This window comes from Streptomyces xylophagus (assembly GCF_000716435.1).
In the GTDB taxonomy this organism is placed as follows: Bacteria; Actinomycetota; Actinomycetes; order Streptomycetales; family Streptomycetaceae; genus Streptomyces; species Streptomyces xylophagus.
Genome location: NZ_JNWO01000005.1, coordinates 135112 through 162064, shown reverse-complemented (window position 1 = coordinate 162064; position 26953 = coordinate 135112). Strand labels below are relative to the sequence as shown.

Below are 26953 nucleotides of genomic sequence, written 5' to 3'. Positions count from 1 at the left end.
TGCGGGTGACGATGTGGGGGATACTCGCTCGTCGCTGTCCGGACACCGGGCACGGACGTTCGATCGCAGGGGGTTGTCACCATGACCGGCACACAGGCGGACCGTACGGAGACCACGGGGTCCGCCGCGGACCGCTGCCGGGCCTGGCTCCTGGACGGGCTGAGCGAGCAGAGCGCCCGGCATCCGGGCCCGCACGCCACCCCGAACCCGGAGCACGAAGGTCACCGCTGGTGGCGGGTCATGTGCCTGACCGGCGTCGACTACTTCTCCACCCTGGGCTACCAGCCGGGCATCGCCGCGCTCGCGGCCGGACTGCTCTCCCCGCTGGCGACGATCGTGCTGATCGGGCTGACGCTCCTCGGGGCGCTGCCGGTCTACCGGCGGGTCGCGCACGAGAGTCCGCACGGCGAGGGGTCGATCGCCATGCTGGAGCGGCTGCTGCCGTGGTGGTCGGGGAAGATCTTCGTCCTGGTGCTGCTGGGCTTCGCGGCGACGGACTTCATGATCACGGTCACCCTGTCGGCGGCGGACGCGGCGGCGCACGTCGTGGAGAACCCGTTCGCACCGGGCTGGATGCACGGCGGGAACACCTGGATCACCCTGGTGCTCGTCGGCGCGCTGGGCGCGGTCTTCCTCAAGGGGTTCCGGGAGGCCATCGGAATCGCCGTGGTGCTGGTGGGCGCGTACCTCACGCTCAACGTGGTGGTGCTCGCGGTGTCCGCCTGGGAGGTGCTGAGCCATCCGGTGAAGATCGGCGACTGGACGGACGCGATGACGGCCGCGCACTCCTCGCCGCTCGCGATGGTCGGCGTGGCGCTGCTCGTGTTCCCGAAACTCGCGCTCGGCATGTCCGGCTTCGAGACGGGTGTGGCGGTGATGCCGCAGGTCAAGGGCGATCCGACGGACACGTACGAGAAGCCGACGGGCCGTATCCGCGAGACCCGCAAGCTGCTCACCACGGCCGCCGTGATCATGTCCTGCTTCCTGCTGCTGTCCAGCCTGGCGACGACGATCCTCATCCCGCAGAGCGCGTTCAAGACGGGCGGCCCGGCGAACGGCCGCGCGCTCGCCTATCTCGCGCACGAGCACCTGGGTCAGGTCTTCGGCACGTTCTACGACATCTCGACGATCGCGATCCTGTGGTTCGCGGGCGCGTCCGCGCTCGCCGGGCTGCTGAACCTCGTCCCGCGCTATCTGCCCCGCTACGGCATGGCGCCGGAGTGGACGGGAGCGGTACGCCCCCTGGTCCTGGTCTTCATGGTGACGGCCGTCCTGATCACCCTGTGGTTCCACGCGAGCGTCGACGCGCAGAGCGGGGCGTACGCGACCGGTGTGCTGGTGCTGATGCTGTCCGCCGCGTTCGCCTCCACGGTCACCGTGCACAAGCGGGGCCATCGGAAGTCCACGGTCGGGTTCGGGGCGATCACCGCCGTGTTCGCCTACACGCTGGTCACGAACGTCATCGAACGGCCCGACGGCATCAAGATCGCGGGCATCTTCATCGTGCTGATCCTGGTGACGTCGTTCGGTTCGCGCATCCACCGCGCCTTCGAACTGCGCGCCGCCGAGGTCACGTTCGACGACAACGCGTCCCGGTTCGTCGACGAGGCGGCGCGCAGCGGCCCGCTGCGGCTGATCGCCAACGAACCGGACGAGCACAGCACCCGTGAGTACCGCGCCAAGGAGTACAGCCAGCGCGAGGAGACCCACATCCCGGACGGCGGCCCCGTGCTGTTCCTGGAAGTGCTCCTCCATGACTCCTCCGACTTCTCCGCGGACATCACCGTCCACGGCGAGGAGAAGTACGGGGTACGCCGACTGCGCGTCATGGGTCCCACGGTGCCCAACACGATCGCCGCCGTCCTGCTGACCCTGCGCGACCGCACCGGCAAGGTCCCGCACGCCTACTTCACCTGGACCGAGGGCAACCCCGTCAGCCATCTGATCCGCTTCCTCGTCTTCGGCGACGGCGAGGTCGCCCCGGTCACCCGCGAGGTACTGCGGCGCGCGGAACCCGACCCGGAGCGACGGCCGCGCGTCCACGTCGGCTGACCGGGAGGTCAGGTGGAGGTGCCGGGGGCCGGGTTCTGGCCGACGAGGTAGATCCGCTCGCGGAGTTCCGTCTCGGCCCGGTCCAGGTCGGCTCGTAGGTCGAACCAGACCTGGTCCTTGCGTGTGCCGGGCTGGTCGAGTCGGACGGCGACCCAGGTGAACACACCCTGGAGGATGTCCCGGCTGCGTCCGGGGCTGGTCACGGAGAGCGCGAAGGGCAGGGCGATGCCCGCCCGGGTGACGATCAGGTGGCTCTCGTCGTCCGGTTGAGGACGACCTCCGGTGAGATAACGCGGAACGTCGATGACCTTGATCCACTCCAGGACCGCTCCAGGGACCTGTTCTTCCAAGATCCCCGCGATGGAGTCGCGCACCGCGACGGCGGGCTGCTCACCGAGCCAGCCCAGCCAGTGCTTGGAATCGGTGAGCTTGGCGAAGTCGTCCTTGGGAGGGCCGTAGTGCGGATTTTCCACGAACTCACCGGTCAGCTTCCCGTCCTCGCCGACCCGCCAGACACCCAGGACCGCTTCCCCCGGGACGTAGCCGTTGGGGTCGCCGACGAGATCAGGATCGATCACCGCGACCGACCCGCCCGGGTTCGCGGCCGCCTCCGCGGCGAGCTCGGGCGGAGGCGACTGCAGGATGCGGCGCCGCTCGGCGGACATGTCCCCCATGTGAGTAGCCCTTCGCCTGGTTCGTCCGAGGAGGTCGGCACCGCCCCGCCCGGAGCATATTTCCATGCCCGGACAACGCGCTGCCCGCGCTTCCTCCAAGTCCCTTGGGGGCGGCCCTACTTCACTTCTTCTTGCCCCTCGGCACGGTCAGGCCTGTCAGCAGGGCCGTGCCCGGGGCGAGGTCCTGCCAGGTGCTGCCGTGCCAGGCAAGGACGGCGATCGCCGAGGTCGGGAACTTCACCCGGACCTCGTCCAGCGCGTCGTCGAGGCTGTCGCCGGCGAGTTCGAGGACCAGATCCTCCAGGCCGGGGTTGTGCCCGATCAGGAGCAACGTCTCGACCTCGGGCGGCACTTGGTGGACGGCGTCGAGGAGCTCCGGTACGTCGGCCGCGTACAGCCGCGGCTCGAACCGTACCGGCGGTGGGGTCCCCCACTCGGCGGAGGCCAACTCCCAGGTCTGGCGCGCCCGTTCGGCCGTGGAGCACAGGGCGAGGTCGGGCAGACAGTCGGCCTCGACGAGCGCGATCCCGGCCGCCGGGGCGTCCCTGCGGCCGCGCGGGGCGAGGGGCCGCCGGTGGTCGGGAACACCCTCCGGCCAGGCGGACTTGGCATGCCGCAGCACGACCAGACGGCGCAGCGGCCGGGCTCCGGAACGGGCGGCACTCACGCCAACGACCCGATGTCACGGGTGAGTTCGAGACCGAGGAGCCGGTCGGCGTAGGCGTACGTCTCGAAGCGGGCGCCGTCCGGAAGGTCGGGCCAGGTCTCCACCCGGCGCAGCACCTCAAGCACCTCGGGCACGTTCAGGTCGTCCTCCCAGGCGGTCCGCAGCTGCACGCGCACCTCGTCGGGCACCGGCCGCGAGGGCCGACGCGCCCAGTCGGCGACCGACCCTCGCCAGTGCGCCAGCGTCCGCCGCGCCTCCTCCAGCGCGTCCGCGTCGAGCCGTCCCGGCAGGTCCCTGGGCTGTGAGAGCAGGGCGAGCCGAAGCGCGCCCGGGTCGGAGAGGTCCGGGGCAGCGGCCGTAGCCGCATCGACGGGCGCTACGGCGACCAGGACTCCCCCGGTGGTCGCACCGCCCTCGGCGGCCACGTGGAGGACCTGTGCCTCGCCGAGTCCGGAGCCAATGTCTCCGCCGTCCTCGAAGGGGCGGATGCCCAATGCCCCTGCGGCGGCGCGGAGTTCGGCCTGTTCCCGGTCGCCGGTGAGCAGTGCCCAGACGGGGGTGCCGCCGAGTTCCAGGGCGCGCACGAGGAGGTCGGAGACGAGGAGCACGCGTAGTGCCGTGGCGTCGAGGCCCGACGCGTGCGCCTCGACCCTGGTCAGGCCACGGCGGGCGGGGGCGGCTTCGACGGGCTCGCCGGTTCGGGAGTCGATGATGCGCAGCACGGCCTGAGCGTAGGCGGGCGGAGGGCCGTACGCATGCATGTTCGCTCTGTTCCGGCCGAGGTGGCGGGATTCACCCCGGTCTGTCCGGCGCGGGGTGACTATCAGCGCACCCGTTCAGCGGGCGGCGACCAGGTCCCGCAGTGTCTTTGCTACGGCTGCGGGCGCCTCCTCCGCCATGAAGTGGCCGCAGGTGACCGTGTCGTGGCGCAGGTCAGGTGCCCAGGCACGCCACAGGGCCGCCGCGTCGAAGCCGAGGGCGGCACCCCAGTCCTGCTGGAGGACGGCGACCGGCATCCGCAGCACGTTGCCCGCGTCCCGGTCCGTCCGGTCGTGGGCGATGTCGATGCCGGCGGAGGCGCGGTAGTCGGCCACGATCGAGGGGATCGCGGCGCGGCAGGCGTCGAGGTAGGCGGTGCGGATGTCGGCGGGGATCGCCTGCGGGTCGTTGGTCCAGATGTCGAGGAAGTGGCCGAAGAAGGCGTCGGGTGCGGCGGCGATCAACTGCTCGGGCAGGCCCGGGGGTTGGGCCATCAGGTAGAGGTGGAAGCCGACGGCTGCGGTGACGCCGTGCATCACGTCCCACATGTCGAGCGTGGGGAGTACGTCGAGGCAGGCGAGGTGGGTGATCGTGCCGGGGTGGTCGAGTCCGGCACGGAAGGCGACCAGGGCGCCGCGGTCGTGCCCGGCGAGGGCGAAGCGGTCGTGGCCCAGGGCGTGGGCGAGGGCGACGATGTCCGCGGCCATGGTGCGCTTGGCGTAGGCGGAGCCGTCGGTCTCGGCCGGTTTGTCGCTCGCGCCGTAGCCGCGCAGGTCGGGGCAGATCACCGTGTGGTCGGCCGCCAGGTCGGCGGCGACGTGGCGCCACATGAGGTGGGTCTGCGGGAAGCCGTGCAGCAGCACGATCGGGGTGCCGGAGCCGGACACGGCCGCGTTCAGGGATACGCCGTCGGCGACGGGGACGCGATGGTAGGTGAAGCCGGGGATGGTCGGTGGCATGGTGCGCTCTTCCTTCGTACGGTCGTCGCAGTCGTAAGGGATGCCTCCGAGCCTGCCGCGCGCCGATGAGCATCGAGTGAGCGCGCTACCGTGACCTGGGGCGATGCCCCGGAAAGGGTGGTCGGCGATGGACGTCGCGTTCGGGGTGCTGGGGCCGGTGGCGGCCTGGGACGGTGCCGGGGACGCGATCGCCCTGAAGGGGCCCCGGCACCGGGCCGTGCTGGCCCGGCTGCTCGTCGCCCGGCGTCGGGTGGTCCCGGTCGGGCGGCTGGTCGAGGATCTGTGGGCGGGCCAGGACGAGCCGCCCGGCGACGCGGTGGGCGCGGTGCGCACCTTCGTGGCCGCGCTGCGCCGGGCACTGGAACCGGAGCGCCCGCCGCGCACTCCGGCCAGGCTGCTGGTGACCGAGGGTCCCGGGTACGCGTTGCGTGCCGAGCCTGAGGCCGTGGACGCGTGGCGGTTCGAGCGGGCGGTGACCGCCGCCGGGGCCCTGCCGGACCCGCACGCGCTCGCCCGGCTGGAGGAGGCGCTGGGCTGGTGGCGGGGTCCCGCCTACGCCGACTTCGGCGAGGAGAGCTGGGCGCGGGCGGAGCGCTCCCGCCTCGGCGAGCTGCGGCTGCACGCCGTCGAGCGTCGGGCCGAGGTCCAACTCGCCCTGGGGCAGGCCGCGGAGGCGGTGCCCGACCTGGACGCGCACGTGGCCGAGCACCCGTGGCGCGAGGACGCCTGGCGACTGCTGGCGCTGGCCCTGTACCGCACCGGCCGCCAGGGCGACGCGCTCGCGGTGCTGCGCCGGGCGCGCACCCTCCTCGTGGAACAGCTGGGGGCGGATCCGGGCCCGGCCCTGCGCCGCCTGGAGGCGGACATCCTCGACCACGCACCGCACCTGGACCCCGGTCCCGGCGGTCCGGCGGAGCGTGTGTGGGCGCAGGCGACCGCGGCCTACGACCGGACCGTGGCGTCCGGTGCCCGTGCGCGGCTGGAGTCGACGGTGGGGCTGCTGCGCGACCTCGCGGTGACCGGGGGCGGCGGCCTGGAGGCGGCCCGCCGGCATCGCCTCGCTGCCATCACTGCGGCGGCGGAACTGGGCGACACGGAACTCACCGCCCGCGTGATCGGCGCCTACGACGTCCCCGCGATCTGGACCCGCGTCGACGACCCGCAACAGGCGGCGGACACGGTGGCCGCCGCCGAACACACCCTGGCCGCACTGCCGTCGGACGCCCATCTCGCGGCGCGGGCACGCCTGTTGGCCACGATCGCCCTGGAGTCACGAGGCACCCGTTCGGCACGCGGACCCCAGGCCGCCCGCCAGGCGGAGGACATCGCCCGCCGGCTGAACGACCCCGCGCTACTGGCCTTCGCCCTCAACGGGGTGTTCATGCAGACCTTCCACCGCGCGGGCCTTGCCCCACAACGGGACGAGATCGGCGCCGAGTTGATCGCCCTGTCCGCCCGCTACGGCCTCTTCACCTACGAAGTCCTCGGGCATCTCGTCCGGCTCCAGTCACGCAGCGCCCTCGCGGACTTCACCGGAGCCGAGGCGCACGCGACAGCGGCGGATCGCCTGGCGGATCGTCATGAACTGCCCCTGGTGGGCGTGTTCACGCACTGGTACCGGGCGCTCCGGCTCGCCGAGACCGGTCGGGCGCAGGTGGCCGAGGTGGAGGCGGCTTACCGGGACGCGGCGCGGCGGCTGGACGGAGCCGGTATGCCCGGGCTGGAACGCGGGCTGCTGCCGCTGGGGTTGCTGTGCGTGCGCCTGCGGCACGGGCGGCCCGCCCAGACCGACGAGGACACCGACTGGGGACCGTACGAACCGTGGGCCCGGCCCCTCGTGTTGCTGGCCCACGACCGCCCCGACGACGCCCGGGCCGCGCTGCGTTCGCTTCCGGAGCCGCCGCGCGACCTGATGTTCGAGGCCCTGTGGTGTCTGGCGGGCCGCGCGGCGATCGGCGTGGGCGACCGGGACATGATGGAGCGCGCTCACGCCGAACTGACCCCCGCCGCAGCCGAGTTGGCCGGGGCGGGCAGTGGTCTGGTCACCCTGGGCCCGGTCGCGCGGTACCTCGACGAGCTCGCCGTCGCGCTACGGGGCCCTCGGTGAGCCGGTGTTCGGGTCAGTCGGTCACCTGCACCACGGCCGTCGCCCCGGCCCGTACCGTCGGCGTCGCGTAGGTGTAGGTCACGCCGTGGACGGTCTTGGTGTGTACGCGCTGCGGGACGCCGTTGACCTTGATCTTCTTGTGGACGCCGGGGAAGCGGGCTTCCCAACTGTAGGCGTCCTTGCGGGAGTTGTTCGTCAGCGTGGTCTTCGTCGCTCCGTCGTGGCGGACGGTGACGGTGCCCGTGCCGATGGGGACATCGGCGACCTGGAGCCACTTCATGCCGGTCGGCAGCTGTGACTGGGTGGTCACCTTGTGGTCGGGCGCGTCCGGGGTGATGCCCATCAGGCCCTGGATGGTCTGGCTGACCAGGGTGAACGACACCTCGGGGTAGTCGCCGTCGGGGCCCTGGCTGGAGTTGACGTGCTGGGTCTCCCGCTCGCCGTAGATCTTCTGCATCCACTGCCAGGCGGTGTCGTCGCGGTTGTTCTTGAAGAACATGTCGGGCAGGTAGGTCGTCGACTCGATGTTGGGCGAGCCGTCCGGGCCCAGCTCCTGCGCCTGGATGTAGTCGAGGTAGGCGTCGTTGCGCGGGCCGGGGTCGAGGATCTGCTTCATCGGCATGAAGACGCTGTTCTCCTTGCCCCAGCCGGTGACCGGGGTGCCGGAGAGGGTGTACGCGCGGACCATGTCGGCGCCGCTGCCGGTGCCGCTCCAGGTGTCGTTGAAGTACGTCTTCAGATCGGCGGCGCGCTTGTCGTAGGTCTTGGCGAGTTTGGTGTCGCCCTTGCCGCGGGCAAGGATCGCCATCGCCAGATACGCCTGGTACTCGGAGGCGATGCCGTCTCCGGCCTCGGCGAGTCCGTCGCCGTCCTGCTCGTTATAGCTGGCGGCGCCCTGGAAGATGCCGTTGCCCGTGCCCTCGGCGACCTTGACCTTGCCGTTGTCCACGGCGGAGTTGTGCAGGTCGATGAACTGGTCGGTGGCGTGCCGGTAGAAGTCCCACAGGACCGGGTCGTCGACGTATCTGCGGTCGCCGGTCCAGAGGTAGGCCTGGGCCGCCTTCTCGACGAGCTCGAAGGTGGCCGGCACCTCGCGCACGAAGTTGTCCGGACTCTTGTAGTCGATGCTCAGATAGGTCTTGGCGTCGAAGTTGAGGGACCACACCGGGAAGTACTTGTGCTCGGCGGTGGCCGATGCCGCGTAGGAGCGGAGCATCGTCTCGTTCTCGGCGTCGAGGCCGATGAGGTGGGCGCCGGCGAGCTGGTGGGTCATGTCGCGGGAGTAGTAGGCGCTGCGGTTGGCGTATCCGGCCCAGTAGGTGGGCTCGTACGACGCGGTGCCGGTGCCGCCGGTCTGGTACTCGTCGACGTTGATCGGGCCCACCGTGCCGGGGAGTTGGACCCAGCTGTTGGCCTTCTTCTGTGCCCAGGCGAACATCTCGGCGACCTCGGGGTCGGACGAGGTGACCTTGGGGTCGGCGGGCGCGGCGGGCGAGATCATCAGGTCGTCGGCGTTGACCCAGGCGGTGCCGGAGCCGAATTCGATCTGGAGCCGGTCGCCGGTCTTCAGCGTGACGCCGCTGATGGTGTACCGGGCGTACGGGCGATGCTCGGGCAGCGTGATCGTCTGCACGGTCACGCCGTTGCGCCGGACCGTGTACGTGCCGCCGGTGCCGGCGCTGCCGATCCACGCGGAGAAGTCGTAACTGCCGTCACGGGGCGCGACGATGGTCGTTTCGGCGCTCTTGCCGGCTCCGGCGTCGAGGTAGAGGAAGCGCTCGCCGCCGTGTCTGTTGCCGGTGCCGACGCCGGCGCCCGAGGTGAAGGTCCAGCCGGTGCCGCCGTTCTCGAACCCGGGGTCAGGGATGGCGAGTTGGGGGCGGGGTGCGGCGGACGCGGTGGCCGACAGAGCGGGAGCCATCGGTGCGAGCAGGGCAACAGCGGTGAGCAGCATGAGCCGCGAGGGCTTCATCGGGTCTCCCGGTCTTCGGTGACGGCGGGGTGGGGGCCGCGTGGTGGCCGGAAAGCTAGCAGGGGCGGAAGTGGCGGTTCAATGGTCATGCGCGAGAAACATGGAAGGCACGCAGTTCTGCTGCTACTTTGCTCGGACGGATGAGCTGAAAGTTTTCGTCCACTTCTTGCAAGTCGGGTTCTCGGAGGGAACGGCATGAAGGTCGGCATCACCGAGGTCGCGGACCGGGCGCAGGTGAGCGAGGCCACGGTCAGCCGCGTCATCAACCGGCGCCAGGGCGTGTCCCGCAGGACCCGCGAGGCCGTCGAGCAGGCGATGGCCGACCTGGGGTACGAGCGGCAGACACGGGGTCAACTCGTCGCGGTCGTCACCGAGTTGGTCTCCAACCCGTTCTTCGCCGATGTCGCCGAGCGGATCGAGTCCGTGCTCGCCCCGCACGGTCTGAAGACGGTCCTGTGCCCGTGCTTCCCGGGCGGAGTGCAGGAGTTGGACTTCGTGACCTCGCTCGCCGACCGGGGTGTCGCCGCCGTCGTGTTCCTCTCGGCCAGCAACACGATCGAGGGCGCGGACCCGGCGGCGTACGAACTCCTGCGTTCCCGCAGGATCCCGTTCGTCGGGGTCAACGGCCGGTTCGAGGGCGTGAGTGAGGCGCCGGTGTTCTCCACCGACGACCTGCTCGCCGCCGAACTCGCCGTCGACCACCTACACCGGCTCGGCCACCGCCGTATCGGCATGGCGTCGGGCCCGGTCGGCAACCGCCCCGCCGACCGCCGTGTCAGCGGCTTCGTCGCCTCGCTGGGCAAGCGCGGTGTCGAGGACCCGGAGCAGTGGGTGGTCCGGCAGTCCTACACCGTGGAGGGCGGCCAGTCCGCCGCGATCTCGCTCCTCGCACAGGGTGCCACGGCGATCGTCTGCGCCAGCGACTACATGGCGCTGGGCGCGATCCGCGGGGCGCGGCGCCAGGGGTACGACGTGCCGGGGGACGTGTCGGTCGTCGGCTACGACGGCTCCATGATCATGGACTTCGTCGATCCCCCGCTCACCACGGTCCGCCAGCCGGCCGACCGCCTGGCCTCGGAGGTGGGCCGCAGCATCCTCGCCCTGGTCGGCAACCGCGACGTCCCCGTCGGCGAGCTCCTCTTCGACCCCGAGCTGGTGATCCGCGCGAGCACGGCGGCGCCGAGGGTGTAACTGCCCCTGCCTCGTCCAGACCATTGACCTAGAGGTCGGATCTAAGGACACTCCAGTCGGAGATCCGACCAGGAAATCGGCGGCAACTCCGCATATTCATCGGGTGTTTGATGACTCATGAATACTCCGGAGGGGCTGGTTATGTCTCGGTATGTGTTTCTCGGGGTGGCGCTCGCGCTGCTCGTGGGCGGCGGCAGTCCTGTCGCCGCGGCGTCGAGACCGGCGCCGGTGGCGGTGGTCGACGTCGATGCCTACGGCGCCGACCCCACGGGCCGGACCGACTCGACGCCCGCCGTCGTCGCGGCGCTGCGGCACGCCAAGCGCGTCGACCGCGACCGGCCGGTCAGGATCGTCTTCTCGAAGGGCACCTACCAGCTGTACCCCGAGCGGGCCGAGACGCGGGAGCTGTACGTCTCCAACACCGTTGGCGCCGACCAGCGTTACCGGGACAAGAAGATCGGGCTGCTGATCGAGGACATGCACGACGTCACCGTCGACGGCGGCGGGGCGAAGCTGGTCTACCACGGTCTGCAGACGGCGTTCGCGTCGATCCGCTCGACCGATGTGACGTTCCAGAACCTCTCGTTCGACTACGCGGCCCCCGAGGTCATCGACGCGACCGTCGCCACCGCCGGTGTCACCGACGGCACTGACGCGCACGCCTACCGCGTCCTGAAGATCCCGGCCGGCAGCCCCTACCAGGTGAACGGCACGCACATCACCTGGCTCGGCGAGAAGAGCCCGGCCACCGGGCAGCCGTACTGGTCGGGTGTCGACGGACTCCAGTACACGCAGATCCACGACCCCGAGGCGCAGAAGACCTGGCGCGGGGACAACCCCCTCTTCAACGACGTCGCCTCGGTCACCGACCTCGGCAACCGCCGGATCCGCATCGACTACACCACCGCGGCACAGCCGACGGACGCCGGGCTCGTCTACCAGATGCGCCTCATCGAGCGCACGGAACCGGGCGCCTTCATCTGGCAGTCCAAGAACGTCACGATGCGCTCGATGAACGCCTACTACCTCCAATCCTTCGGTGTGGTCGGGCAGTTCAGCGAGAACATCTCCATCGACAAGGTGAACTTCGCACCCGACCCGAAGTCCGGCCGGTCGACGGCCTCGTTCGCGGACTTCGTGCAGATGTCCGGCGTGAAGGGGAAGGTCTCGATCACCCGGAGCCTCTTCGACGGCCCGCACGACGACCCGATCAACATCCACGGCACATATCTCGAAGTCGCGGGACAGCCGGGCCCGAACACCCTCACCCTCGCCTACGAACACCCGCAGACCGCCGGTTTCCCTCAGTTCGCCCCGGGTGACGAGGTCGAGTTCACGACCAAGCGCACGATGGTCCCGCTGACGGACGCGCACGCGAAGGTCACGGCGGTGGACGGTCCCAGCGGCATGGACCACACCAAGTCCCTGACCACGATGACCGTCACCTTCGACCGGCCGGTTCCCGCCGGGGTCGAGATCGGCGGCACGGTCGTCGAGAACATCACGGCCGCCCCGTCGGTCGTCATCTCCGGCAACACGTTCCGCAACGTGCCGACCCGCGGCATCCTGGTCACCACCCGGAAGCCCGTCCTGATCACCGGCAACCGCTTCGACGCGATGTCCATGGCCAGCATCTACGTCTCCGCCGACGCCTACCAGTGGTACGAGTCGGGCCCGGTCGCCGACCTCACGATCCGCGACAACACCTTCACCCGGCCCACCGGCCCGGTCATCTTCGTGGAACCGACCAACCAGGTCGTCGACGCGGCGAACCCGGTGCACCACAACATCGCGGTCGAGCACAACTCCTTCGACATCGGCGACGTCACCGTCGTCAACGCCAAGAGCGTCGGCGGCTTCACCTTCACCGGCAACACGGTCCGCCGCCTCGCCGGACCGGACCAACCGCCGTACACCTCACCGCTGTTCGTCTTCCACGGCAGCTCGGGCATCAAGATCGCCCGCAACCACTACGACAAGGGCCTCAACACGACCGTGGTCGAGGACTGAACCGCCCCACCGCGCGGAATCCCCGGCCGTCGCCTGCTGTTGTCCCGTCAAAGACAGCAGCAGGCGACGAACCCGTCCCAGGAGGCCGATCGTGTACGGCGACTCAGCAACGGTCCGCAAGATCCTCACCGAGTCCGGTGACACCTGGGCGGTCGTGGGACTGTCCTCGAACCGGTCCCGCGCGGCGTACGGCGTCGCGGAGGTGCTGCGGCGCTTCGGCAAGCGCGTGATCCCCGTACATCCCAAGGCGGAGACGGTCCACGGTGAGCAGGGGTACGCCTCGCTCGCGGACATCCCCTTCGAGGTCGACGTCGTCGACGTGTTCGTCAACAGCGACCTCGCCGGCCCGGTCGCCGACGAGGCGGTCGCCAAGGGCGCGAAGGCAGTGTGGTTCCAGCTCGGCGTGATCGACGAGTCCGCGTACGAGCGGACCAGGGCGGCGGGTCTGGAGATGGTGATGGACCGGTGCCCGGCGATCGAGATCCCGGGCCTCGGTCGTAGCTCCTACTGACCTGTCGTAAAGCTGTGAACCTGTCAAAGAAGCCCTCGAAGACAAGCAAAGTTTCATACAACGGACTTCTGTAAATATTCATTCATTCCTAGCCTGAGGCCTCTTGCCCGTTAAGCATGCGTGCTGACTTCGAGAGGCCCCTTGACATGGTGAGTGTTGACCAGTCCGTACCAGAGGCCACCAGGGACCCGAGCGGTCTGCGGCGGGATGTCGGACTGATCGGACTGATGTGGGCCTCGGTGGGCTCAATCATCGGTTCCGGGTGGCTGTACGGCGCCGAGAAGGCCGTGGTGGTGGCCGGTCCGGCGGCGATCATCTCCTGGTTGATCGGCACGGTGGCGATCGTGCTGCTGGCCCTGGTGCACGCGGAACTCGGCGGTATGTTCCCGGTCGCGGGCGGTACGGCACGCTATCCGCACTACGCCTTCGGCGGCCTGGCCGGTATGTCCTTCGGCTGGTTCTCCTGGCTGCAGGCGGCGACCGTGGCGCCGGTCGAGGTCGAGGCGATGATCGGCTACGCCGGTCACTGGTCCTGGGCGACCGGCTTCCAGCACACCGACGGGACGCTGACGGGCAGCGGGATCCTCGTCGCCGTCATCCTCATGGCGGTGTTCGTCGTGGTCAACTTCCTGGGCGTCCGGGTCCTGGCGCACACCAACAGCGCCGCGACCTGGTGGAAGATCGCCGTGCCGCTCGCCGCGATATTCATCATCGCGGTCGGCAACTTCCACCCGGGCAACTTCACCTCGCACGGCTTCGCTCCGTTCGGCGCCAAGGGTGTGCTGAGCGCGATCAGTTCCAGCGGCATCATCTTCGCCCTGCTGGGCTTCGAGCAGGCCATCCAGCTCGCGGGCGAGAGCCGCGACCCCAAGCGGGACCTGCCACGCGCGACGCTCGGCTCCGTGGCCATCGGCGCGACCATCTACGTCCTGCTCCAGGTCGTTTTCATCGGCGCGCTCCCGGGCAGCTCCTTCGCACACGGCTGGGCCAAGCTGGCGTACGCCGGCATCAGCGGCCCCTGGGCGGGCCTCGCGACCGTGGTGGGCCTCGGCTGGCTGAGCGTCGTGCTGTACCTCGACGCCATCATCTCCCCCGGTGGCACCGGCCTGATCTACACCACCGCCACCTCGCGCGTCTCCTACGGCCTGTCCAAGAACGGCTACGCGCCGAAGGTCTTCGCCGACACCGACAAGCGGGGCGTGCCGTGGTTCGGCCTGATCATCTCCTTCGTGACCGGCGTGGTCTGCTTCCTGCCGTTCCCGAGCTGGCAGGAGCTGGTCGGGTTCATCACCTCGGCGAGCGTCCTGATGTACGCCGGTGCCCCGCTGGCGTACGGCGTGTTCTCCGACCGGCTGCCGCAGCTGGAGCGCCCCTACCGGCTCCCCTTCGGCAAGGTGCTCTCGCCGCTGTCGTTCGTGGTGGCCAACCTCATCATCTACTGGGCCGGTTGGGACACCCTGTGGCGGCTCGGCATCGCCATCGTCCTCGGCTACCTGCTGCTCGGCACCTACGCCTGGTACGCCACGGCCAGTGAGCGGCCCGACGCGCCCCGGCTGGACTGGAGGGCCGCGCAGTGGCTGCCGGCCTATCTGCTGGGTCTGGGACTCATCTCCTGGCAGGGCAGTTTCGGTGGTCAGGGTCACATCGCACTGTGGTGGGACATCGTGGTGGTCGCGGTCTTCTCCCTCGGCATCTACTACTGGGCCAAGGCGACCGCGTCGCGGTCCGAGGACATCGAGCGCAGCATCGACGAGGTCGTGATCACGGACGCGCCCGCGCACTGATCCGGTCCCTCCCCAGCCGCATCCGAACCGGCCGCCGCCCAGGTGGCCGGTTTTCGGTTGTCCGGACACCGTCATACTGGTCCGGTGACTTCCACCTCCCCCCACCCCAACTCCCCGTCCACGCCCCGCTTTCCGGTCGTCGTCGTGGGCGCCGGCCCCGCCGGGCTCACCATCGGCAACATCCTGCGGGCGGCCGGGCTCGACTGTCTGGTGCTGGAGACGGAGACCCGTGAGTTCATCGAGCAGCGGCCACGGGCCGGTGTCATCGAGGAGTGGGCTGTCGAAGGACTGCGCCAACGGGGCCTCGCCGCCAACCTGTTGGAGCGGGCGCAGCGGCACACGCAGTGCGAGTTCCGGTTCGGCGGGCAGCGGCACCGGCTGTCGTACACCGAGTTGACGGGGCATCACCACTACGTCTATCCGCAGCCGTTGCTCGTGACGGATCTGGTGCGGGAGTACGCGGACGTGCTGGGCGGCGAGATCCGTTTCGGCGTGCGGGACGTCGAGCTGCACGACCTGGACACCGACCGCCCGGCGGTGTCGTACACCGACCCGGAAACCGGTCAACGGCAGCTCGTGCGCTGCGACTTCGTGGCGGGCTGTGACGGTGCGCGCGGGGTGACCCGGGCCGCGTTGCCGCCGGAGCGGGCCCGTGTCGCGCGGCACGACTACGGCATAGGGTGGCTCGCGCTGCTCGCCGAGGCGCCGCCGTCCTCGGACTGTGTGCTGTTCGGCGTCCACCCGCGCGGGTTTGCCGGGCACATGGCGCGCAGTCCGGAAGTCACCCGCTACTACCTGGAGTGCCCGCCCGGCGACGACCCCGACAACTGGCCGGACGACCGCGTCTGGGCCGAGCTCCAGCACCGGCTCGCCGCGACCGGCGCCCCGCCGCTGACCGAGGGTCGGCTGATCGAGAAGCGCGTGCTCGACATGCACAACTACGTTGTCGAGCCCATGGTGTTCGGCCGCCTCTTCCTCGCGGGCGACGCGGCCCACCTCACCGCGCCCATCGCCGCGAAGGGCATGAACCTCGCCCTGCACGACGCGTTCCTGCTCGGCGACGCGCTCGTCGCGTACCTCACGATGGGCGACTCCGTAGGCCTGGGCGGCTATTCGGAGGCCTGTCTGGGTCGCGTCTGGGAGTACCAGGAGTTCTCGCAGTGGCTCTCCGAGGTGTACCACGGCGCCTCGTCGGGCGATCCGTACCGCGCGGGCACCACCCTCGCCCGACTGCGCCGCGTCTTCGAATCCCCCGCCGCCGGGCTCGCGTTCGCGGAGTCGTACCTGGGCAAGGACACCGGTCCCCAATAAAAGGACACCGGTTCCCCAATAAATTGTCAGTCGTGCGGCGGGCGGTCGTTGAGCCGGTGGTCGGCCACGTTCAGCGCCTCGTCGACGAGCCGTCGTAGATGGCCGTCGCTCAGTGAGTAGATGACCCGGCGGCCCTCCTTGCGCGTGGTCACCAGCCCCGCGAGGCGCAGCCGCGCCAGATGCTGGCTGACGGCCGGGCGGGCCGCGTCGCATGCCTCCGTGAGGGTGCTGACGTCGGACTCGCCCGCCGTCAGCGCGTGCAGGAGGGTCAGGCGGGTGCGGTCGCCGAGGAGGGCCAGGAGTTCGGCCGCCAGCGCGAACTGTTCCTCGCCGGGGGTGCGCGGATGCGCATCATGCGCAGGTGATAGGTGCATGCGTGCGCTCATACGCACATAATGGCCCTGTGGACGCCGTACGTCCACCCGCGCACCGGAAGGGGACGCACGTGAGCGACCAGCACCACCACGATCACGGCCATGAACACGGGCACCACCATCACCACTCCCCCAAGGGTGTCCGGCACCGCCTCACCCACCTCCTCACTCCCCACTCCCACGAGACCGCCGACAAACTCGACTCCGCGCTGGAGTCCTCGGCCCGCGGTATGCGCGCGCTCTGGGTGTCGCTCGCGGTGCTCGGGGTGACGGCGCTGGTGCAGGCGGTCGTGGTGGTCGTGTCCGGGTCGGTCGCGCTGCTCGGCGACACGGTGCACAACGCGGCGGACGCGCTGACCGCCGTACCGCTCGGCATCGCGTTCGTCCTCGGCCGCCGGGCCGCCACCCGCCGCTTCACGTACGGCTACGGGCGCGCCGAGGACCTGGCCGGAATCGCGATCGTGCTGACGATCGCCGCGTCCGCCGCCTTCGCGGCCTGGGCGGCGGTGGACCGGCTGTTCGATCCGCGTCCCGTCACGCACGTTCCCGTGGTCGCCGTCGCGGCGCTCGTCGGGTTCGTGGGCAACGAGTGGGTGGCCAGGTACCGCATCCGCGTCGGGCGGGAGATCGGTTCTGCCGCGCTGGTCGCCGACGGACTCCACGCCCGCACCGACGGGTTCACCTCGCTGGCCGTGCTGATCGGCGCCGGTGGTGCGGCGCTGGGCTGGCAACTCGCCGACCCGATCGTGGGGTTGGCGATCACGGCAGCGATCGCCCTGGTGCTGCGGGACGCGGCGCGCGAGGTGTTCCGGCGCGTGATGGACGCCGTCGATCCCGACCTGGTGGACCGCGCCGAGCACGCCGTGCGGGAGGTCGAAGGGGTGCGCGGCGTGGGCGAGTTGAGGCTGCGCTGGATCGGGCACCGGCTGCGCGCCGAGGTGGCGCTGGTCGTGGACGGGGAGGCGACGGTACGGCAGGCCCACGCCGTCGCCGTGGCGGCGGAGCACGCGCTGTTGCACGCGGTGCCGCGGCTCACGGCGGCCCTGGTGCACGCCGATCCGGCGCCGGTGCCCGGCGAGGCGGACCCGCACGGGGAGTTGGCCCACCACAGCATGGCCTGACATCAGGCACAGCATGGCCTGATGTCAGGCGACCCCGAGACCCTCGAGCACGACCGCGCCCGGAAGTTCCGCGAACGCCTTGCCGGGGACGAGGAGTTTGCCGCGTCGGCGTCCGCTGCCGACGAGGACGTACGGGAGGTCCACGACGGCCGAGTCCACCAACACCGGCCAGTCGGTGGGGAGTCCGACGGGGGTGATGCCGCCGTACTCCATGCCGCTCTCGCCGGTAGCGGTGTCCATGGAGGCGAACGAGGCCTTGCGGGCGCCGAGTTGGCGGCGTACGACGCCGTTCACGTCGACGCGGGTGGTGGACAGGACCACACAGGCGGCCAGCATGGTCTCGCCGCCGCGCTTTCCGGCCACGACCACGCAGTTCGCGGACTGGTCCAGCAGTTCGCGGCCGTAGTGCTCGACGAAGGTGGCGGTGTCGGCCCACTCGGGGTCCGTGTCGACGTAGACGATCTGCTCGGCGGGGACGCTGCCGCGCCAGGCGCGCACGGCGTCGGCGACCGGGCGGGTCAGTTCGTCGAGGCAGTCGGGGGCGGGGGTGGCGTGGTCGAAGTGTCCGATGGGTGCGCGCATGACGGCACGCTAACAGCCCTGCGGCGGCCGCTCACGGGGTGTCTCCGCGCACCGGCGGGACCGACACCATCATCATCATCTCCATCGGCACCTCGCCCCGATTCCCGTATGTGTGCGGGGTGTTGGCCTCGAAGGTGGCGCTCGCGCCGGCCGGGACGAGGTGGTCCTCGCCGTCGACGGTGAGGGTCAGTTCGCCCGCGGTGACGTGGACCAGTTCGACCGTGCCGGTGGGGTGCGGTTCGGAGGGGCTGCTCTCGCCCGGCATCAGCCGCCAGTCCCACATCTCCAGCGGTCCGGGCGCCTCGGTGCCGGCGAGGAGGCGGTTGTAGCTGCCGGCGTCGGTGTGCCACAGCCGTACGGCTCGGTCGGCGGGGACGACGCGGACCTTCGGGCCCTGCTCGTAGTCGAGGAGGGTGGTGATGCTGACGCCGAGGGCGTCGCCGATCTTGACGACCGTGCCGATGCTGGGATTGGTGCGGGCCTGCTCGATCTGGATGAGCATGCCCCGGCTGACGGCGGCCCGGGCGGCGAGCACGTCCAGGGTGAAGCCGCGCACCGAGCGCCAGTGCTTGACGTTGCGCGCCAGGGACTGGGTCAGCAGGTCGAGGTCCGACACGTTCCGTCCATACCTTCAGTTCAATATTGTGGATGACAGGGTTCACTTTGGTGAACTATGGTGTGGTGCACCCAATCGTTCACCGAACTGTACTGCGAGGCACCCCGTGACAGCATTCTTCGCCCTGGCCACCAGCCTCCTGTGGGGGTTGGCCGACTTCGGCGGAGGCCTGCTGACCCGACGATCTCCCGCCCTGACGGTGGTCGTGGTCTCGCAGGGGATCGCTGCGGCGGTGCTCGGCGCGGTCGTCGTGGCCACCGGCGGCTGGAGCGAGGCCGGGCCGCGGCTGTGGTTCGCGTTCGCGGCGGGGCTGGTGGGGCCGGTCGCCCTCCTCTCCTTCTACAAGGCGCTCGCGCTGGGCCCGATGGGGGTCGTCTCGCCGCTCGCGACGCTGAGCGTGGCCGTACCGGTCGGCGTGGGGCTCTTCCTCGGGGAGCGGCCCGGCCTGATGCAGGTGGCGGGGATCGCGGTCGCCGTCACGGGGGTGGTCCTCGCGGGCGGACCCCAGTTGCGGGGCGCGCCCGTGCAGCGCCGGGCGATCCTGCTGACGCTCGTCGCGGCGCTCGGCTTCGGCACGGTGTTCGCGCTCATCGCGGAGGCGTCCACCAGCGTCACCGGCCTCTTCCTCGCGCTGTTCGTGCAGCGCCTGACGAACGTCGCCACCGGTGGCGCCGCGCTCTACGTCTCCGTACGGCGCGGCGGGGCCGCGCTCCCGGCGGGCGGGTTCCCCTGGGGTTCGCTGCCGGCGCTGGCCTTCGTGGGGCTCGCCGATGTGGCGGCCAACGGGACGTATTCCGTTGCCGCGCAGCATGGGCCGGTGACTGTGGCGGCGGTGCTCGCGTCGCTGTATCCGGTGGTGACCGCGCTGGCCGCGCGCGGGTTCCTGAGCGAGCGGTTGCGGGCGGTGCAGGCGGCGGGGGCGGGGCTCGCGTTGGTGGGGACGTTGTTGCTGGCGACCGGATAAGACCGGGTCAGGCCTCGTCCAGTTCCGCGAGGTAGGCGATCGCGTTCTCGTCGAGTTCGGCGAGCCGGGCCGCGCCCGCCTCGTCCAGGCCCGCCAGCGCGCGCAGTTGATCCGGGGTCACATCCGCGGGGATCGGCACCGGCGCCGGGGTCCGCAGCGGTGGCTGCCAGCCCTCGGCGGGGGTCCAGCGGCGTACGACCCGTGCGGGCGCCCCCGCCACCACGGCGTGGTCGGGCACCGTGCCGCGGACCACGGCACCGGCGGCCACCACCACGTTCCGGCCGATGCGCGCGCCCGGCAGGATCACCGCGCCGGTACCGATCCAGCAGCCCGGGCCGATCTCGACGGGTTCCATGCGCGGCCACTGTTTGCCGATGGGCTCGTGCGGGTCGTCGTAGGAATGGTTCGTGGACGTGACGTAGACGTACGGGCCGAAGTAGCAGTCGCTGCCGATGGTGACCGTCGTGTCGGCGATGACGTGGCTGCCGCGGCCGAGGACCACGCCGTCGCCCAGGCGCAGGATGGGGTCGGGGCCGAGGTCGAGGTCGGGCATCAGACCCGCGGTGAGGGTGACCTGCTCGCCGACGATGCAGTGGGCGCCGAGGTGGATCCAGGGTTCGCCGAAGACGGTGCCCAGCGGGAAGGCGAGTCTGGTACCTGTTCCCATCGCGCCGAAGCGGAACCGTCCCGGGTGTGCGGCGGTGACGGAGCCCGTGCGCTGCACCCAGGCCCAGCCCGCGTGGACGGCGCGCTGCGCGAGGTGGCGCCGCCATTCTGAGAACGTGTTCTTGCGGTTGGGCACCCGGCCACGGTACTCAGCGTGAGCCGTGGCCATGAGGTTCGGCCGCTGTGATCTTCGCCCTACCGGATGACGTACGGTGCGGGGTGTCTCCGACGGCTTGGGAGGGTGTTGTGACGCACAGGGCGTTGATCGTGGGTATGGGCGGCAGGGAACCGAAGGTCGACGAGTCGGCGTTCGTGGCTCCTACGGCGTCTGTCATCGGGGATGTGACGCTGGGGGTCGGGGCGAGTGTCTGGTACGGAGCCGTGTTGCGCGGTGACGTGGAGCGGATCTCTGTGGGGGCCAGCAGCAATATTCAGGACAACTGCACGCTGCATGCCGATCCCGGGTTTCCGGTCAGTGTCGGGGAGCGGGTTTCCGTCGGGCACAACGCCGTTGTGCATGGGGCTACCGTTGAGGATGACTGCCTTATTGGGATGGGGGCTACGGTGCTCAACGGGGCGGTGATTGGGGCGGGTTCGCTGGTTGCGGCTCAGGCGTTGGTGCCGCAGGGGATGGTTGTGCCGGCGGGGTCACTGGTCGCCGGTGTGCCCGCCAAGGTTCGCCGAGAACTGAGCGCCGAGGAGCGGGAGGGGCTCACGTTGAACGGGACCATGTATGCGGAGTTGGCCAAGGCGCATAAGGGGGTGCATGAGTAGATCGTTGGCGGGTGCGGGTTCGTTGTGGCTGGGCGCGCAGTTCCCCGCGCCCCTACGTTACTCGCCCGCGTTTACCGGCTCGGGTTCGTTTTTCTCGGCTGACATCTTTTGGGCCTTGCGCCTGACGATCAGCATTGAGGCGACGCCCACCAGTACCGCCGCCGCCAGGCCGAAGTATGAGAAGCGCTTGAGCCAGTCCTCGGCGACGATTCCTACGTAGTAGACGACCGCTGTGGTGCCGCCCGCCCAGATGACTCCGCCTAGGAGGTTGGCGATGAGGAACTTCCAGTAGGGCATGCGGAGTACGCCCGCGAGGGGGCCGGCGAAGATGCGGAGGAGGGCGATGAAGCGGCCGAAGAAGACGGCCCACATGCCCCACTTCTCGAACGACCGCTCGGCGGTGGCCACATGGCCCTCGCTGAAGTGTCTGGGGAACTTGTCGGCGAGCCAGGCGAGCAGGGGGCGTCCGCCCTTGCGGCCGATCGCGTAGCCGATGGAGTCGCCGATGACCGCACCGAGGCTGGCGCAGGCGCCGAGGACGACCGGGTTGATGCCGGAGTGCTGGGAGGACAACAGGGCCGCCGAGACCAGGACGATCTCGCCCGGCAGCGGGATGCCCAGGCTCTCCACCCCGATGACGAGCGCCACCAGGGCGTAGACGGCCACCGCGGGAACCGTGTCGAGCCATTCCTGGACGTGCAACGCCGGTCCTCCAGAGTTCGCGTACCGCCTTGCCTGTGTGCTCCGCAAAAGGGGCGCACTTGGGAAGCGTACCGCTCGGCGTCGCGCGCCGACGCCCCCGGATCGACGGGCATCGGAACCGCTCCGTTACCTACCGGAAGGGCCGAAAGGGCATCACCTGCCCCGGATTCACTTAAGGTAGCCTTGCCTAAGTTGGCCGGTTTCCGGAGGGTGGCTGGTGGGAGCAGGGGAACTGTCGGGGCGGGACGTCCTGGCGCGCTCGGTCAAGGGACAGAGACGGCGCCTCGCTCTCGGCTCGGCGCTCGGATGCGTGCACCAACTGGGGGAAGCCCTGGTTCCGGTGCTCATCGGTGTCGTCATCGATCAGGCCGTCGCCGGTCAGGACGCCGGGCGTCTGGCGCTTTGGCTCGGCGTACTGGCCGTCCTGTACGTGACGCTGTCGTGGAGTTTCCGGCTGGGTGCCAAGGCCGGTGAACGCGGTGCCGAAGAGGCCGCGCACACACTCCGGTTGGCGATCGTGGGCCGGGTGCTCGATGCCCGCGGCGGCGCCGAGGAGGGACGGCTGCCCGGTGAACTGGCCAACGTCGCCACCGAGGACGCCAAGCGGGTCGGCGCGGTCAACATGGCGCTGATGGCCGGGATTTGGGCCGTCGCGGGTGTCGCCGTCAGTGCCGTGGCGCTGCTGCTGACGTCCGTGACACTCGGGTTGATCGTGTTGCTGGGCACGCCCGTTCTGCTGTGGCTGGGGCATCTGCTGAGCAAGCCGCTCGAGCGTCGTAGCGAGGCCGAGCAGGATCGGGCCGCCCATGCCTCGGGCGTGGCCGCCGACCTGGTGGCCGGGCTGCGGGTGCTGAAGGGGCTCGGGGCACAGCAGGCCGCCGTCGAGCGGTATCGACGGACGAGCCGCATCTCCCTTGCCGCCACGCTGCGTTCGGCGCGTGCCGAGTCCTGGCAGACGGGACTCGTGCTCGCGCTCACCGGTGGGTTCATCGCGCTCATCGCCCTCGTGGGTGGGCGGCTCGCCCTCAACGGCTCCCTTACGTTGGGACAGTTGGTGTCGGCGGTGGGGCTCGCGCTGTTTCTGCTCGGGCCGTTGGAGACGTTCGCCTGGGTCAACGCCGAGCTGGCGCAGGGGCGTGCCTCGGCCGCCCGGGTCGCGGAAGTGCTCGCCATCGGTCCCGCCGTCGTGGGCGGCGTCGACCCGGTCGCCGAGCCGGTGCGCGGGGAACTGCGGCTGCGCGGCGTACGGCTCGGTGGGCTCGACGGCCTCGATCTCGACCTGCCCGTCGGGCAGTTGACCGGCATCGCCGTGACCGATCCGGCCGGCGCCGAGGCTCTGTTGCGCTGCCTGGGCCGGGAGACGGACCCGGAGTCGGGCTCGGTCGAGCTGGACGGCGTACCGCTTACTCGCCTTGATCCGGCGGGACTTAGGGCGGCGGTACTGGTCGCCGCGCACGACGCCGCGCTGTTCGAGGGCTCGTTGGCGGCGAATGTGACTCCGGAGGAGGAGTGGGGGGTACCACCGGAGGGCGGTGAGCCGGATCTTCGTACGGAGCTCGCGATGGCCGCCGCCCGCGCCGACGAGGTGGCCGACTCCCTGCCGCACGGCATTGCGACCAGTGTCGGCGAGGGGGGTCGTTCCCTGTCGGGTGGACAGCGCCAACGCGTCCTGCTGGCACGGGCGTTGCGTGCCGGGCCGCCTGTCCTGGTCGTCCACGATCCGACGACTGCCGTCGACACGGTGACCGAGGCCCGCATCGCGGACGGCCTGCGCGAGTTCCGGCAGGGCCGGACCACGATCGTTGTCACCAACAGCCCCGCCCTTCTCGCCGTCACCGACCACGTGATCCTCCTCGACGCCGGCCGGGTCGGCGCCGAGGGCACCCACGCGGACCTGGTGCGGACCGACGCGACCTACCGGACGGCGGTGCTGGCATGACGACGGAAGCCGTACAGACGGACAGCGACCGCGCCCTTCTCCCTACCGCCACCCCGGCCCGCACCCGCGCCGCAGTCGGTGAACTCCTGCGTCCGCAGCGCGGGTTGGCCGCCGCCGGGTTCGGGCTGATGGTCGTCGCCACGGCCGTCGGGCTGCTTACCCAGCCCTTGTTGGGCCACATCGTCGATGTGGTCACTGAGCGGCGCTCCCCCGACGCGCTCACCTTCCCCGTGGTCGCGCTGGCCGGTGTCGCGGTGGTCCAGGGTGTGACGACCGCGCTCGGCATGTCCCTGGTGTCACGGCTCGGGGAGACCGCGCTGGCGCGGCTGCGTGAACTGTTCGTCGAGCGTGCTCTGTCGCTTCCGCTGGACCGGGTGGAGAAGGCCGGCTCCGGCGACCTCAACTCCCGTGTCACACGGGATGTTTCGCGGGTCGCCGACGCGGTGCGCGGGGCGCTGCCCGAGTTGGCGCGGTCCGCGTTGTCGATCGTGCTGACGCTCGGCGCGCTCGCCCTGCTGGACTGGCGATTCCTGCTGGCCGCGCTCATCGCCGTGCCCGTGCAGGCGCACACCGCGCGCTGGTATGTGCGCAACGCCGTTCCCCTGTACGCCAAGGAGCGCATCGCCACCGGGACGCAGCAGCAGCAACTCCTGGACACCATCGGCGGGGCACGGACCGTACGGGCGTACCGCTTGCAGACCGGACACACCCGGCGGGTCACCGAACGCTCGCGCGCCGCCGTGGAGTTGACGATGAGCGGGGTGCGGCTGATGCTGCGCTTCTACAGTCGGCTGCACATCGCCGAGTACCTCGGGCTGTCCGCGGTCCTGGTCACCGGGTTCCTGTTGGTGCGCGACGGTTCCGCCTCGGTCGGTACGGCCACCGCCGCCGCGCTGTACTTCCACAGTCTCTTCGGGCCGGTCAACACCGCCCTGGTGCTGCTCGACGACGCCCAGTCGGCAACGGCGGGGCTGGCGCGGCTCGTTGGTGTGGTGGACGAGCCCGCGCCCGTGGTCGCCGAGCGCGCGGACGACCGTACGACCGCCGCCGGACCTCCGTCCGTGACGCTGACCGGTGTCTCGCACGCGTATGTGCCGGGCCGCCCGGTGCTGCACGACGTCGACCTGGAGATACGGCCCAAGGAGCGGGTGGCGCTGGTCGGTACGACCGGTGCGGGCAAGACGACGCTCGCCAAGCTGGTCGCGGGGCTGCACCGCCCGCAGTCGGGCCGGATCGACGTCGGCGGCGCGGAACCGGACGAGGCCGGGCAGTTGGTCGGGCTCGTCACGCAGGAGGTCCATGTCTTCGCCGGGCCGCTCGCCGACGATCTCCGGCTGGCCCGCCCGGACGCGCACGTCGAGGAACTCCGCGAGGCACTCGACACGGTGGGCGCGCTCGGCTGGGTCGAGGCGCTGCCGGAGGGCCTGGACACGGTCGTCGGCGACGGCGGTCATCGGCTCACCGCCGACCGGGCCCAGCAACTCGCCCTGGCTCGCCTCCTGTTGGCGGACCCGCCGGTCGTCGTCCTCGACGAGGCGACTGCGGAGGCGGGCAGTTCGGGCGCCCGTCAGCTCGACGAGGCCGCCGAACAGGCCCTGCGCGGCCGTACCGCACTGGTCGTGGCGCACCGGCTGAGCCAGGCCGCCACCGCGGACCGGGTGATCGTCCTCAGCGACGGCCGGGTCGTGGAGAACGGCACCCACGCCGAACTCCTCACCGCCCAGGGCCCGTACGCGACCCTGTGGCACGCCTGGTCCGACAGCCGCTCCGCCGATGCCGCCCCCGACGCCACCAGCCCCCCTCGCTGAAGACCTGTCACCCCCCGCCGAACCCACCGCGACGAACAGAAGGATCATCCGATGCCCCGCGCCACCAGAGCCTCCCGGCTGTCCGGCCTGCTCGCCTCCGTACTCCTGCTGGCCGTCACGGCGGTCGGCTGCGGCTCCTCCAACTCCGGTTCCGATGCGTCCTCTTCGGAGACGGCGGGTTCGGAGGCGAAGGCCTCCGCGGACGCCTTTCCCGTGACGATCGCCCACAAGTTCGGCAGTACGACGATCAAGTCCGAGCCCAAGCGCATCGTCACCGTCGGCCTCACGGACCAGGACGCCGTCCTCGCCCTGGGCAAGGTGCCGGTCGGCACGACTGAATGGCTCGGCGGTTACAAGGGTGCCATTGGCCCGTGGGCCACGGACAAGCTGGGGAGTTCGGCGGCGCCGACCGTCCTCAAGGACACCGGCACCGGCCCGCAGGTGGAGAAGATCGCCGCTCTGAAGCCCGACTTGATCCTCGCCGTCTACTCGGGCCTGACCAAGGCGCAGTACCAGAGCCTGTCGCAGTTCGCGCCGGTCGTCGCCCAGCCGAAGGCGTACAACGACTACGGCGTGCCGTGGCAGCAGCAGACCGAGGAGATCGGCCAGGCGCTCGGCAAGGCCACCGAGGCGAAGACGCTGGTCTCGGGCGTCGAGGCCAAGTTCGACGCGGCGAAGAAGGCCAACCCCGCCTTCGCCGGCGCCTCGGCCGTCATGGCCACCCCGTACGAGGGCGTGTTCGTCTACGGCAGCCAGGACCCGCGCTCCCGCCTCCTGTCCGACCTGGGCTTCACCCTCCCGAAGGACCTCGACAAGGTCATCGGTGACACGTTCGGCGCCAACATCAGCAAGGAGCGCTACGACCTCCTCGACCAGAAGGTCGCCGTGTGGATCGTCCCGGACACCACCACGGCCGTCACCAAGCTGCACGACGACAAGATCTACGGCGACCTGAACGTGGTGAAGCAGGGCCGCGAGGTCTTCATCAAGGAGACCAGTGACTACGGCAACGCGGTGTCCCTGTCCACCGTGTTGAGCATCCCCTACGTCCTCGACCGCCTCGTGCCGCAGCTCGCGGCGGCGGTGGACGGCAAGACCGCCACGAAGGTGGAGCAGCCGGCGTCCTGACACACGGGAACGCGAAAGGGGGGCGGGTCCGAGGTGGTTCGGACCCGCCCCCCTTTCGTGTGCTCAGACCCCGTCGGCCTCGACCAGGCTCTTCGGCCTCATGTCCGTCCAGTTGGTCTCGATGTGGTCGAGGCACTCCTGACGGGCGGCGGGTCCGTACGCGACCGTCCAGCCGGCCGGCACGTCCACGAACTCGGGCCAAAGGCTGTGCTGGCCCTCGTCGTTGACGAGAACGGAGTAGACGCCGTCGGGGTTCTCGAACGGGTTGCTCATGTCGGGGAT

24 protein-coding genes are annotated in these 26953 nt (G+C 70.5%); 13 read left to right on the top strand and 11 right to left on the bottom strand.

Going from position 1 to position 26953, the window contains the following annotated elements; all coding sequences use genetic code 11:
• Positions 1 to 81 precede the first annotated feature (81 nt).
• Positions 82 to 2052: an APC family permease gene (locus OO70_RS12025; protein ID WP_051741123.1), complete on the top strand. Its 1971-nt coding sequence runs from the start codon at positions 82 to 84 to the stop codon at positions 2050 to 2052.
• 8 nt (positions 2053 to 2060) lie between these two features.
• On the opposite strand, the gene OO70_RS12020 is transcribed toward OO70_RS12025, so the two are convergent.
• The 4 genes from OO70_RS12020 to OO70_RS12005 all read right to left on the bottom strand — a co-directional run bounded on the left by OO70_RS12020 (position 2061) and on the right by OO70_RS12005 (position 5111).
• Positions 2061 to 2726, bottom strand: coding sequence for a hypothetical protein (locus OO70_RS12020; protein ID WP_043668222.1), 666 nt, complete (start codon positions 2724 to 2726; stop codon positions 2061 to 2063).
• 121 nt (positions 2727 to 2847) lie between these two features.
• Positions 2848 to 3393, bottom strand: a complete 546-nt coding sequence (locus OO70_RS12015; protein ID WP_043668219.1) for a SixA phosphatase family protein — start codon at positions 3391 to 3393, stop codon at positions 2848 to 2850.
• The gene (locus OO70_RS12010) at positions 3390 to 4154 is read right to left on the bottom strand and encodes a cysteine--tRNA ligase (RefSeq protein ID WP_043668216.1); all 765 of its coding nucleotides are present in this window, start codon (positions 4152 to 4154) and stop codon (positions 3390 to 3392) included. Before OO70_RS12010 ends, OO70_RS12015 begins: the two co-directional genes overlap by 4 nt.
• Before the next feature lie 75 nt (positions 4155 to 4229).
• Positions 4230 to 5111 (bottom strand): alpha/beta fold hydrolase, encoded by an 882-nt coding sequence (locus OO70_RS12005; RefSeq protein ID WP_043668213.1) that lies wholly within the window; start codon positions 5109 to 5111, stop codon positions 4230 to 4232.
• A gap of 127 nt (positions 5112 to 5238) precedes the next feature.
• Between OO70_RS12005 and OO70_RS12000 the strand changes: the two genes are divergently transcribed.
• Complete coding sequence (locus OO70_RS12000; protein WP_043668210.1) at positions 5239 to 7218, top strand: AfsR/SARP family transcriptional regulator; 1980 nt, start codon at positions 5239 to 5241, stop codon at positions 7216 to 7218.
• A 13-nt stretch (positions 7219 to 7231) separates the two neighbouring features.
• Here the strand turns inward: OO70_RS12000 and OO70_RS11995 are convergent, their stop codons facing one another.
• Positions 7232 to 9190: a carbohydrate-binding protein gene (locus tag OO70_RS11995; RefSeq protein ID WP_234336827.1), complete on the bottom strand. Its 1959-nt coding sequence runs from the start codon at positions 9188 to 9190 to the stop codon at positions 7232 to 7234.
• Positions 9191 to 9385: 195 nt separating this feature from the next.
• Here OO70_RS11995 and OO70_RS11990 point away from each other — a divergent pair, with 195 nt between their 5' ends.
• From OO70_RS11990 to OO70_RS11970, 5 genes are all read left to right on the top strand, one after another.
• The gene (locus tag OO70_RS11990; protein WP_043668206.1) at positions 9386 to 10381 is read left to right on the top strand and encodes a LacI family DNA-binding transcriptional regulator; all 996 of its coding nucleotides are present in this window, start codon (positions 9386 to 9388) and stop codon (positions 10379 to 10381) included.
• 141 nt (positions 10382 to 10522) lie between these two features.
• Positions 10523 to 12391: a right-handed parallel beta-helix repeat-containing protein gene (locus OO70_RS11985; RefSeq protein WP_043668203.1), complete on the top strand. Its 1869-nt coding sequence runs from the start codon at positions 10523 to 10525 to the stop codon at positions 12389 to 12391.
• A gap of 91 nt (positions 12392 to 12482) precedes the next feature.
• Positions 12483 to 12902 (top strand): CoA-binding protein, encoded by a 420-nt coding sequence (locus OO70_RS11980; protein ID WP_043668200.1) that lies wholly within the window; start codon positions 12483 to 12485, stop codon positions 12900 to 12902.
• A gap of 146 nt (positions 12903 to 13048) precedes the next feature.
• Entirely contained in the window at positions 13049 to 14686 is a 1638-nt protein-coding gene (locus OO70_RS11975) for an APC family permease (RefSeq protein WP_043668197.1), read from the top strand.
• A gap of 84 nt (positions 14687 to 14770) precedes the next feature.
• Positions 14771 to 15997 (top strand): 4-hydroxybenzoate 3-monooxygenase, encoded by a 1227-nt coding sequence (locus tag OO70_RS11970; RefSeq protein WP_043668193.1) that lies wholly within the window; start codon positions 14771 to 14773, stop codon positions 15995 to 15997.
• A 26-nt stretch (positions 15998 to 16023) separates the two neighbouring features.
• Here OO70_RS11970 and OO70_RS11965 read toward each other — a convergent pair whose 3' ends face one another.
• Entirely contained in the window at positions 16024 to 16383 is a 360-nt protein-coding gene (locus OO70_RS11965) for an ArsR/SmtB family transcription factor (RefSeq protein WP_043668190.1), read from the bottom strand.
• Positions 16384 to 16442: 59 nt separating this feature from the next.
• Between OO70_RS11965 and OO70_RS11960 the strand changes: the two genes are divergently transcribed.
• The gene (locus OO70_RS11960; protein ID WP_043668188.1) at positions 16443 to 17492 is read left to right on the top strand and encodes a cation diffusion facilitator family transporter; all 1050 of its coding nucleotides are present in this window, start codon (positions 16443 to 16445) and stop codon (positions 17490 to 17492) included.
• Between the two features lie 24 nt (positions 17493 to 17516).
• Here the strand turns inward: OO70_RS11960 and OO70_RS11955 are convergent, their stop codons facing one another.
• Complete coding sequence (locus OO70_RS11955; protein WP_043668187.1) at positions 17517 to 18074, bottom strand: YbaK/EbsC family protein; 558 nt, start codon at positions 18072 to 18074, stop codon at positions 17517 to 17519.
• A 31-nt stretch (positions 18075 to 18105) separates the two neighbouring features.
• Complete coding sequence (locus OO70_RS11950) at positions 18106 to 18690, bottom strand: helix-turn-helix domain-containing protein (protein WP_043668184.1); 585 nt, start codon at positions 18688 to 18690, stop codon at positions 18106 to 18108.
• A gap of 106 nt (positions 18691 to 18796) precedes the next feature.
• Here OO70_RS11950 and OO70_RS11945 point away from each other — a divergent pair, with 106 nt between their 5' ends.
• Complete coding sequence (locus tag OO70_RS11945; RefSeq protein WP_043668182.1) at positions 18797 to 19654, top strand: DMT family transporter; 858 nt, start codon at positions 18797 to 18799, stop codon at positions 19652 to 19654.
• A gap of 7 nt (positions 19655 to 19661) precedes the next feature.
• Here OO70_RS11945 and OO70_RS11940 read toward each other — a convergent pair whose 3' ends face one another.
• Positions 19662 to 20456 carry an acyltransferase gene (locus OO70_RS11940; protein ID WP_043668180.1) on the bottom strand — a complete coding sequence of 265 codons (795 nt, stop codon included), beginning with the start codon at positions 20454 to 20456 and terminating at the stop codon, positions 19662 to 19664.
• A gap of 110 nt (positions 20457 to 20566) precedes the next feature.
• On the opposite strand from OO70_RS11940, the gene OO70_RS11935 reads away from it, so the two are divergent.
• On the top strand, positions 20567 to 21094 hold the full coding sequence (locus tag OO70_RS11935) for a gamma carbonic anhydrase family protein (protein WP_043668178.1): 528 nt from the start codon (positions 20567 to 20569) through the stop codon (positions 21092 to 21094).
• 57 nt (positions 21095 to 21151) lie between these two features.
• On the opposite strand, the gene OO70_RS11930 is transcribed toward OO70_RS11935, so the two are convergent.
• Positions 21152 to 21796 carry a DedA family protein gene (locus OO70_RS11930; protein ID WP_043668176.1) on the bottom strand — a complete coding sequence of 215 codons (645 nt, stop codon included), beginning with the start codon at positions 21794 to 21796 and terminating at the stop codon, positions 21152 to 21154.
• A gap of 217 nt (positions 21797 to 22013) precedes the next feature.
• On the opposite strand from OO70_RS11930, the gene OO70_RS11925 reads away from it, so the two are divergent.
• From OO70_RS11925 to OO70_RS11915, 3 genes are read left to right on the top strand one after another with little or no spacing between them, the layout of a single operon-like run.
• Positions 22014 to 23735 (top strand): ABC transporter ATP-binding protein, encoded by a 1722-nt coding sequence (locus OO70_RS11925; protein ID WP_199827300.1) that lies wholly within the window; start codon positions 22014 to 22016, stop codon positions 23733 to 23735.
• On the top strand, positions 23732 to 25543 hold the full coding sequence (locus OO70_RS11920) for an ABC transporter ATP-binding protein (RefSeq protein WP_051741121.1): 1812 nt from the start codon (positions 23732 to 23734) through the stop codon (positions 25541 to 25543). Before OO70_RS11925 ends, OO70_RS11920 begins: the two co-directional genes overlap by 4 nt.
• 51 nt (positions 25544 to 25594) lie before the next feature.
• A complete protein-coding gene (locus tag OO70_RS11915; protein WP_043668174.1) occupies positions 25595 to 26671 on the top strand; it encodes an iron-siderophore ABC transporter substrate-binding protein in 1077 nt (358 codons plus the stop codon).
• Between the two features lie 63 nt (positions 26672 to 26734).
• Here OO70_RS11915 and OO70_RS11910 read toward each other — a convergent pair whose 3' ends face one another.
• Complete coding sequence (locus tag OO70_RS11910; RefSeq protein ID WP_043668170.1) at positions 26735 to 26944, bottom strand: MbtH family protein; 210 nt, start codon at positions 26942 to 26944, stop codon at positions 26735 to 26737.
• Between the last annotated feature and the right edge of the window lie 9 nt (positions 26945 to 26953).

Excerpts from the sequence above, each read along its gene's own strand:
- OO70_RS11920 (WP_051741121.1), top strand. The coding sequence starts at position 23,732 with ATGACGACGGAAGCCGTACAGACGGACAGCGACCGCGCCCTTCTCCCT.
- OO70_RS11915 (WP_043668174.1), top strand. The coding sequence starts at position 25,595 with ATGCCCCGCGCCACCAGAGCCTCCCGGCTGTCCGGCCTGCTCGCCTCC.
- OO70_RS12025 (WP_051741123.1), top strand. The coding sequence starts at position 82 with ATGACCGGCACACAGGCGGACCGTACGGAGACCACGGGGTCCGCCGCG.
- OO70_RS12010 (WP_043668216.1), bottom strand. The coding sequence starts at position 4,154 with ATGCATGCGTACGGCCCTCCGCCCGCCTACGCTCAGGCCGTGCTGCGC.
- OO70_RS12000 (WP_043668210.1), top strand. The coding sequence starts at position 5,239 with ATGGACGTCGCGTTCGGGGTGCTGGGGCCGGTGGCGGCCTGGGACGGT.
- OO70_RS11985 (WP_043668203.1), top strand. The coding sequence starts at position 10,523 with ATGTCTCGGTATGTGTTTCTCGGGGTGGCGCTCGCGCTGCTCGTGGGC.
- OO70_RS11975 (WP_043668197.1), top strand. The coding sequence starts at position 13,049 with ATGGTGAGTGTTGACCAGTCCGTACCAGAGGCCACCAGGGACCCGAGC.
- OO70_RS12005 (WP_043668213.1), bottom strand. The coding sequence starts at position 5,111 with ATGCCACCGACCATCCCCGGCTTCACCTACCATCGCGTCCCCGTCGCC.
- OO70_RS11990 (WP_043668206.1), top strand. The coding sequence starts at position 9,386 with ATGAAGGTCGGCATCACCGAGGTCGCGGACCGGGCGCAGGTGAGCGAG.
- OO70_RS11955 (WP_043668187.1), bottom strand. The coding sequence starts at position 18,074 with ATGCGCGCACCCATCGGACACTTCGACCACGCCACCCCCGCCCCCGAC.
- OO70_RS11910 (WP_043668170.1), bottom strand. The coding sequence starts at position 26,944 with ATGAGCAACCCGTTCGAGAACCCCGACGGCGTCTACTCCGTTCTCGTC.
- OO70_RS11995 (WP_234336827.1), bottom strand. The coding sequence starts at position 9,190 with ATGAAGCCCTCGCGGCTCATGCTGCTCACCGCTGTTGCCCTGCTCGCA.
- OO70_RS12020 (WP_043668222.1), bottom strand. The coding sequence starts at position 2,726 with ATGGGGGACATGTCCGCCGAGCGGCGCCGCATCCTGCAGTCGCCTCCG.
- OO70_RS11965 (WP_043668190.1), bottom strand. The coding sequence starts at position 16,383 with ATGAGCGCACGCATGCACCTATCACCTGCGCATGATGCGCATCCGCGC.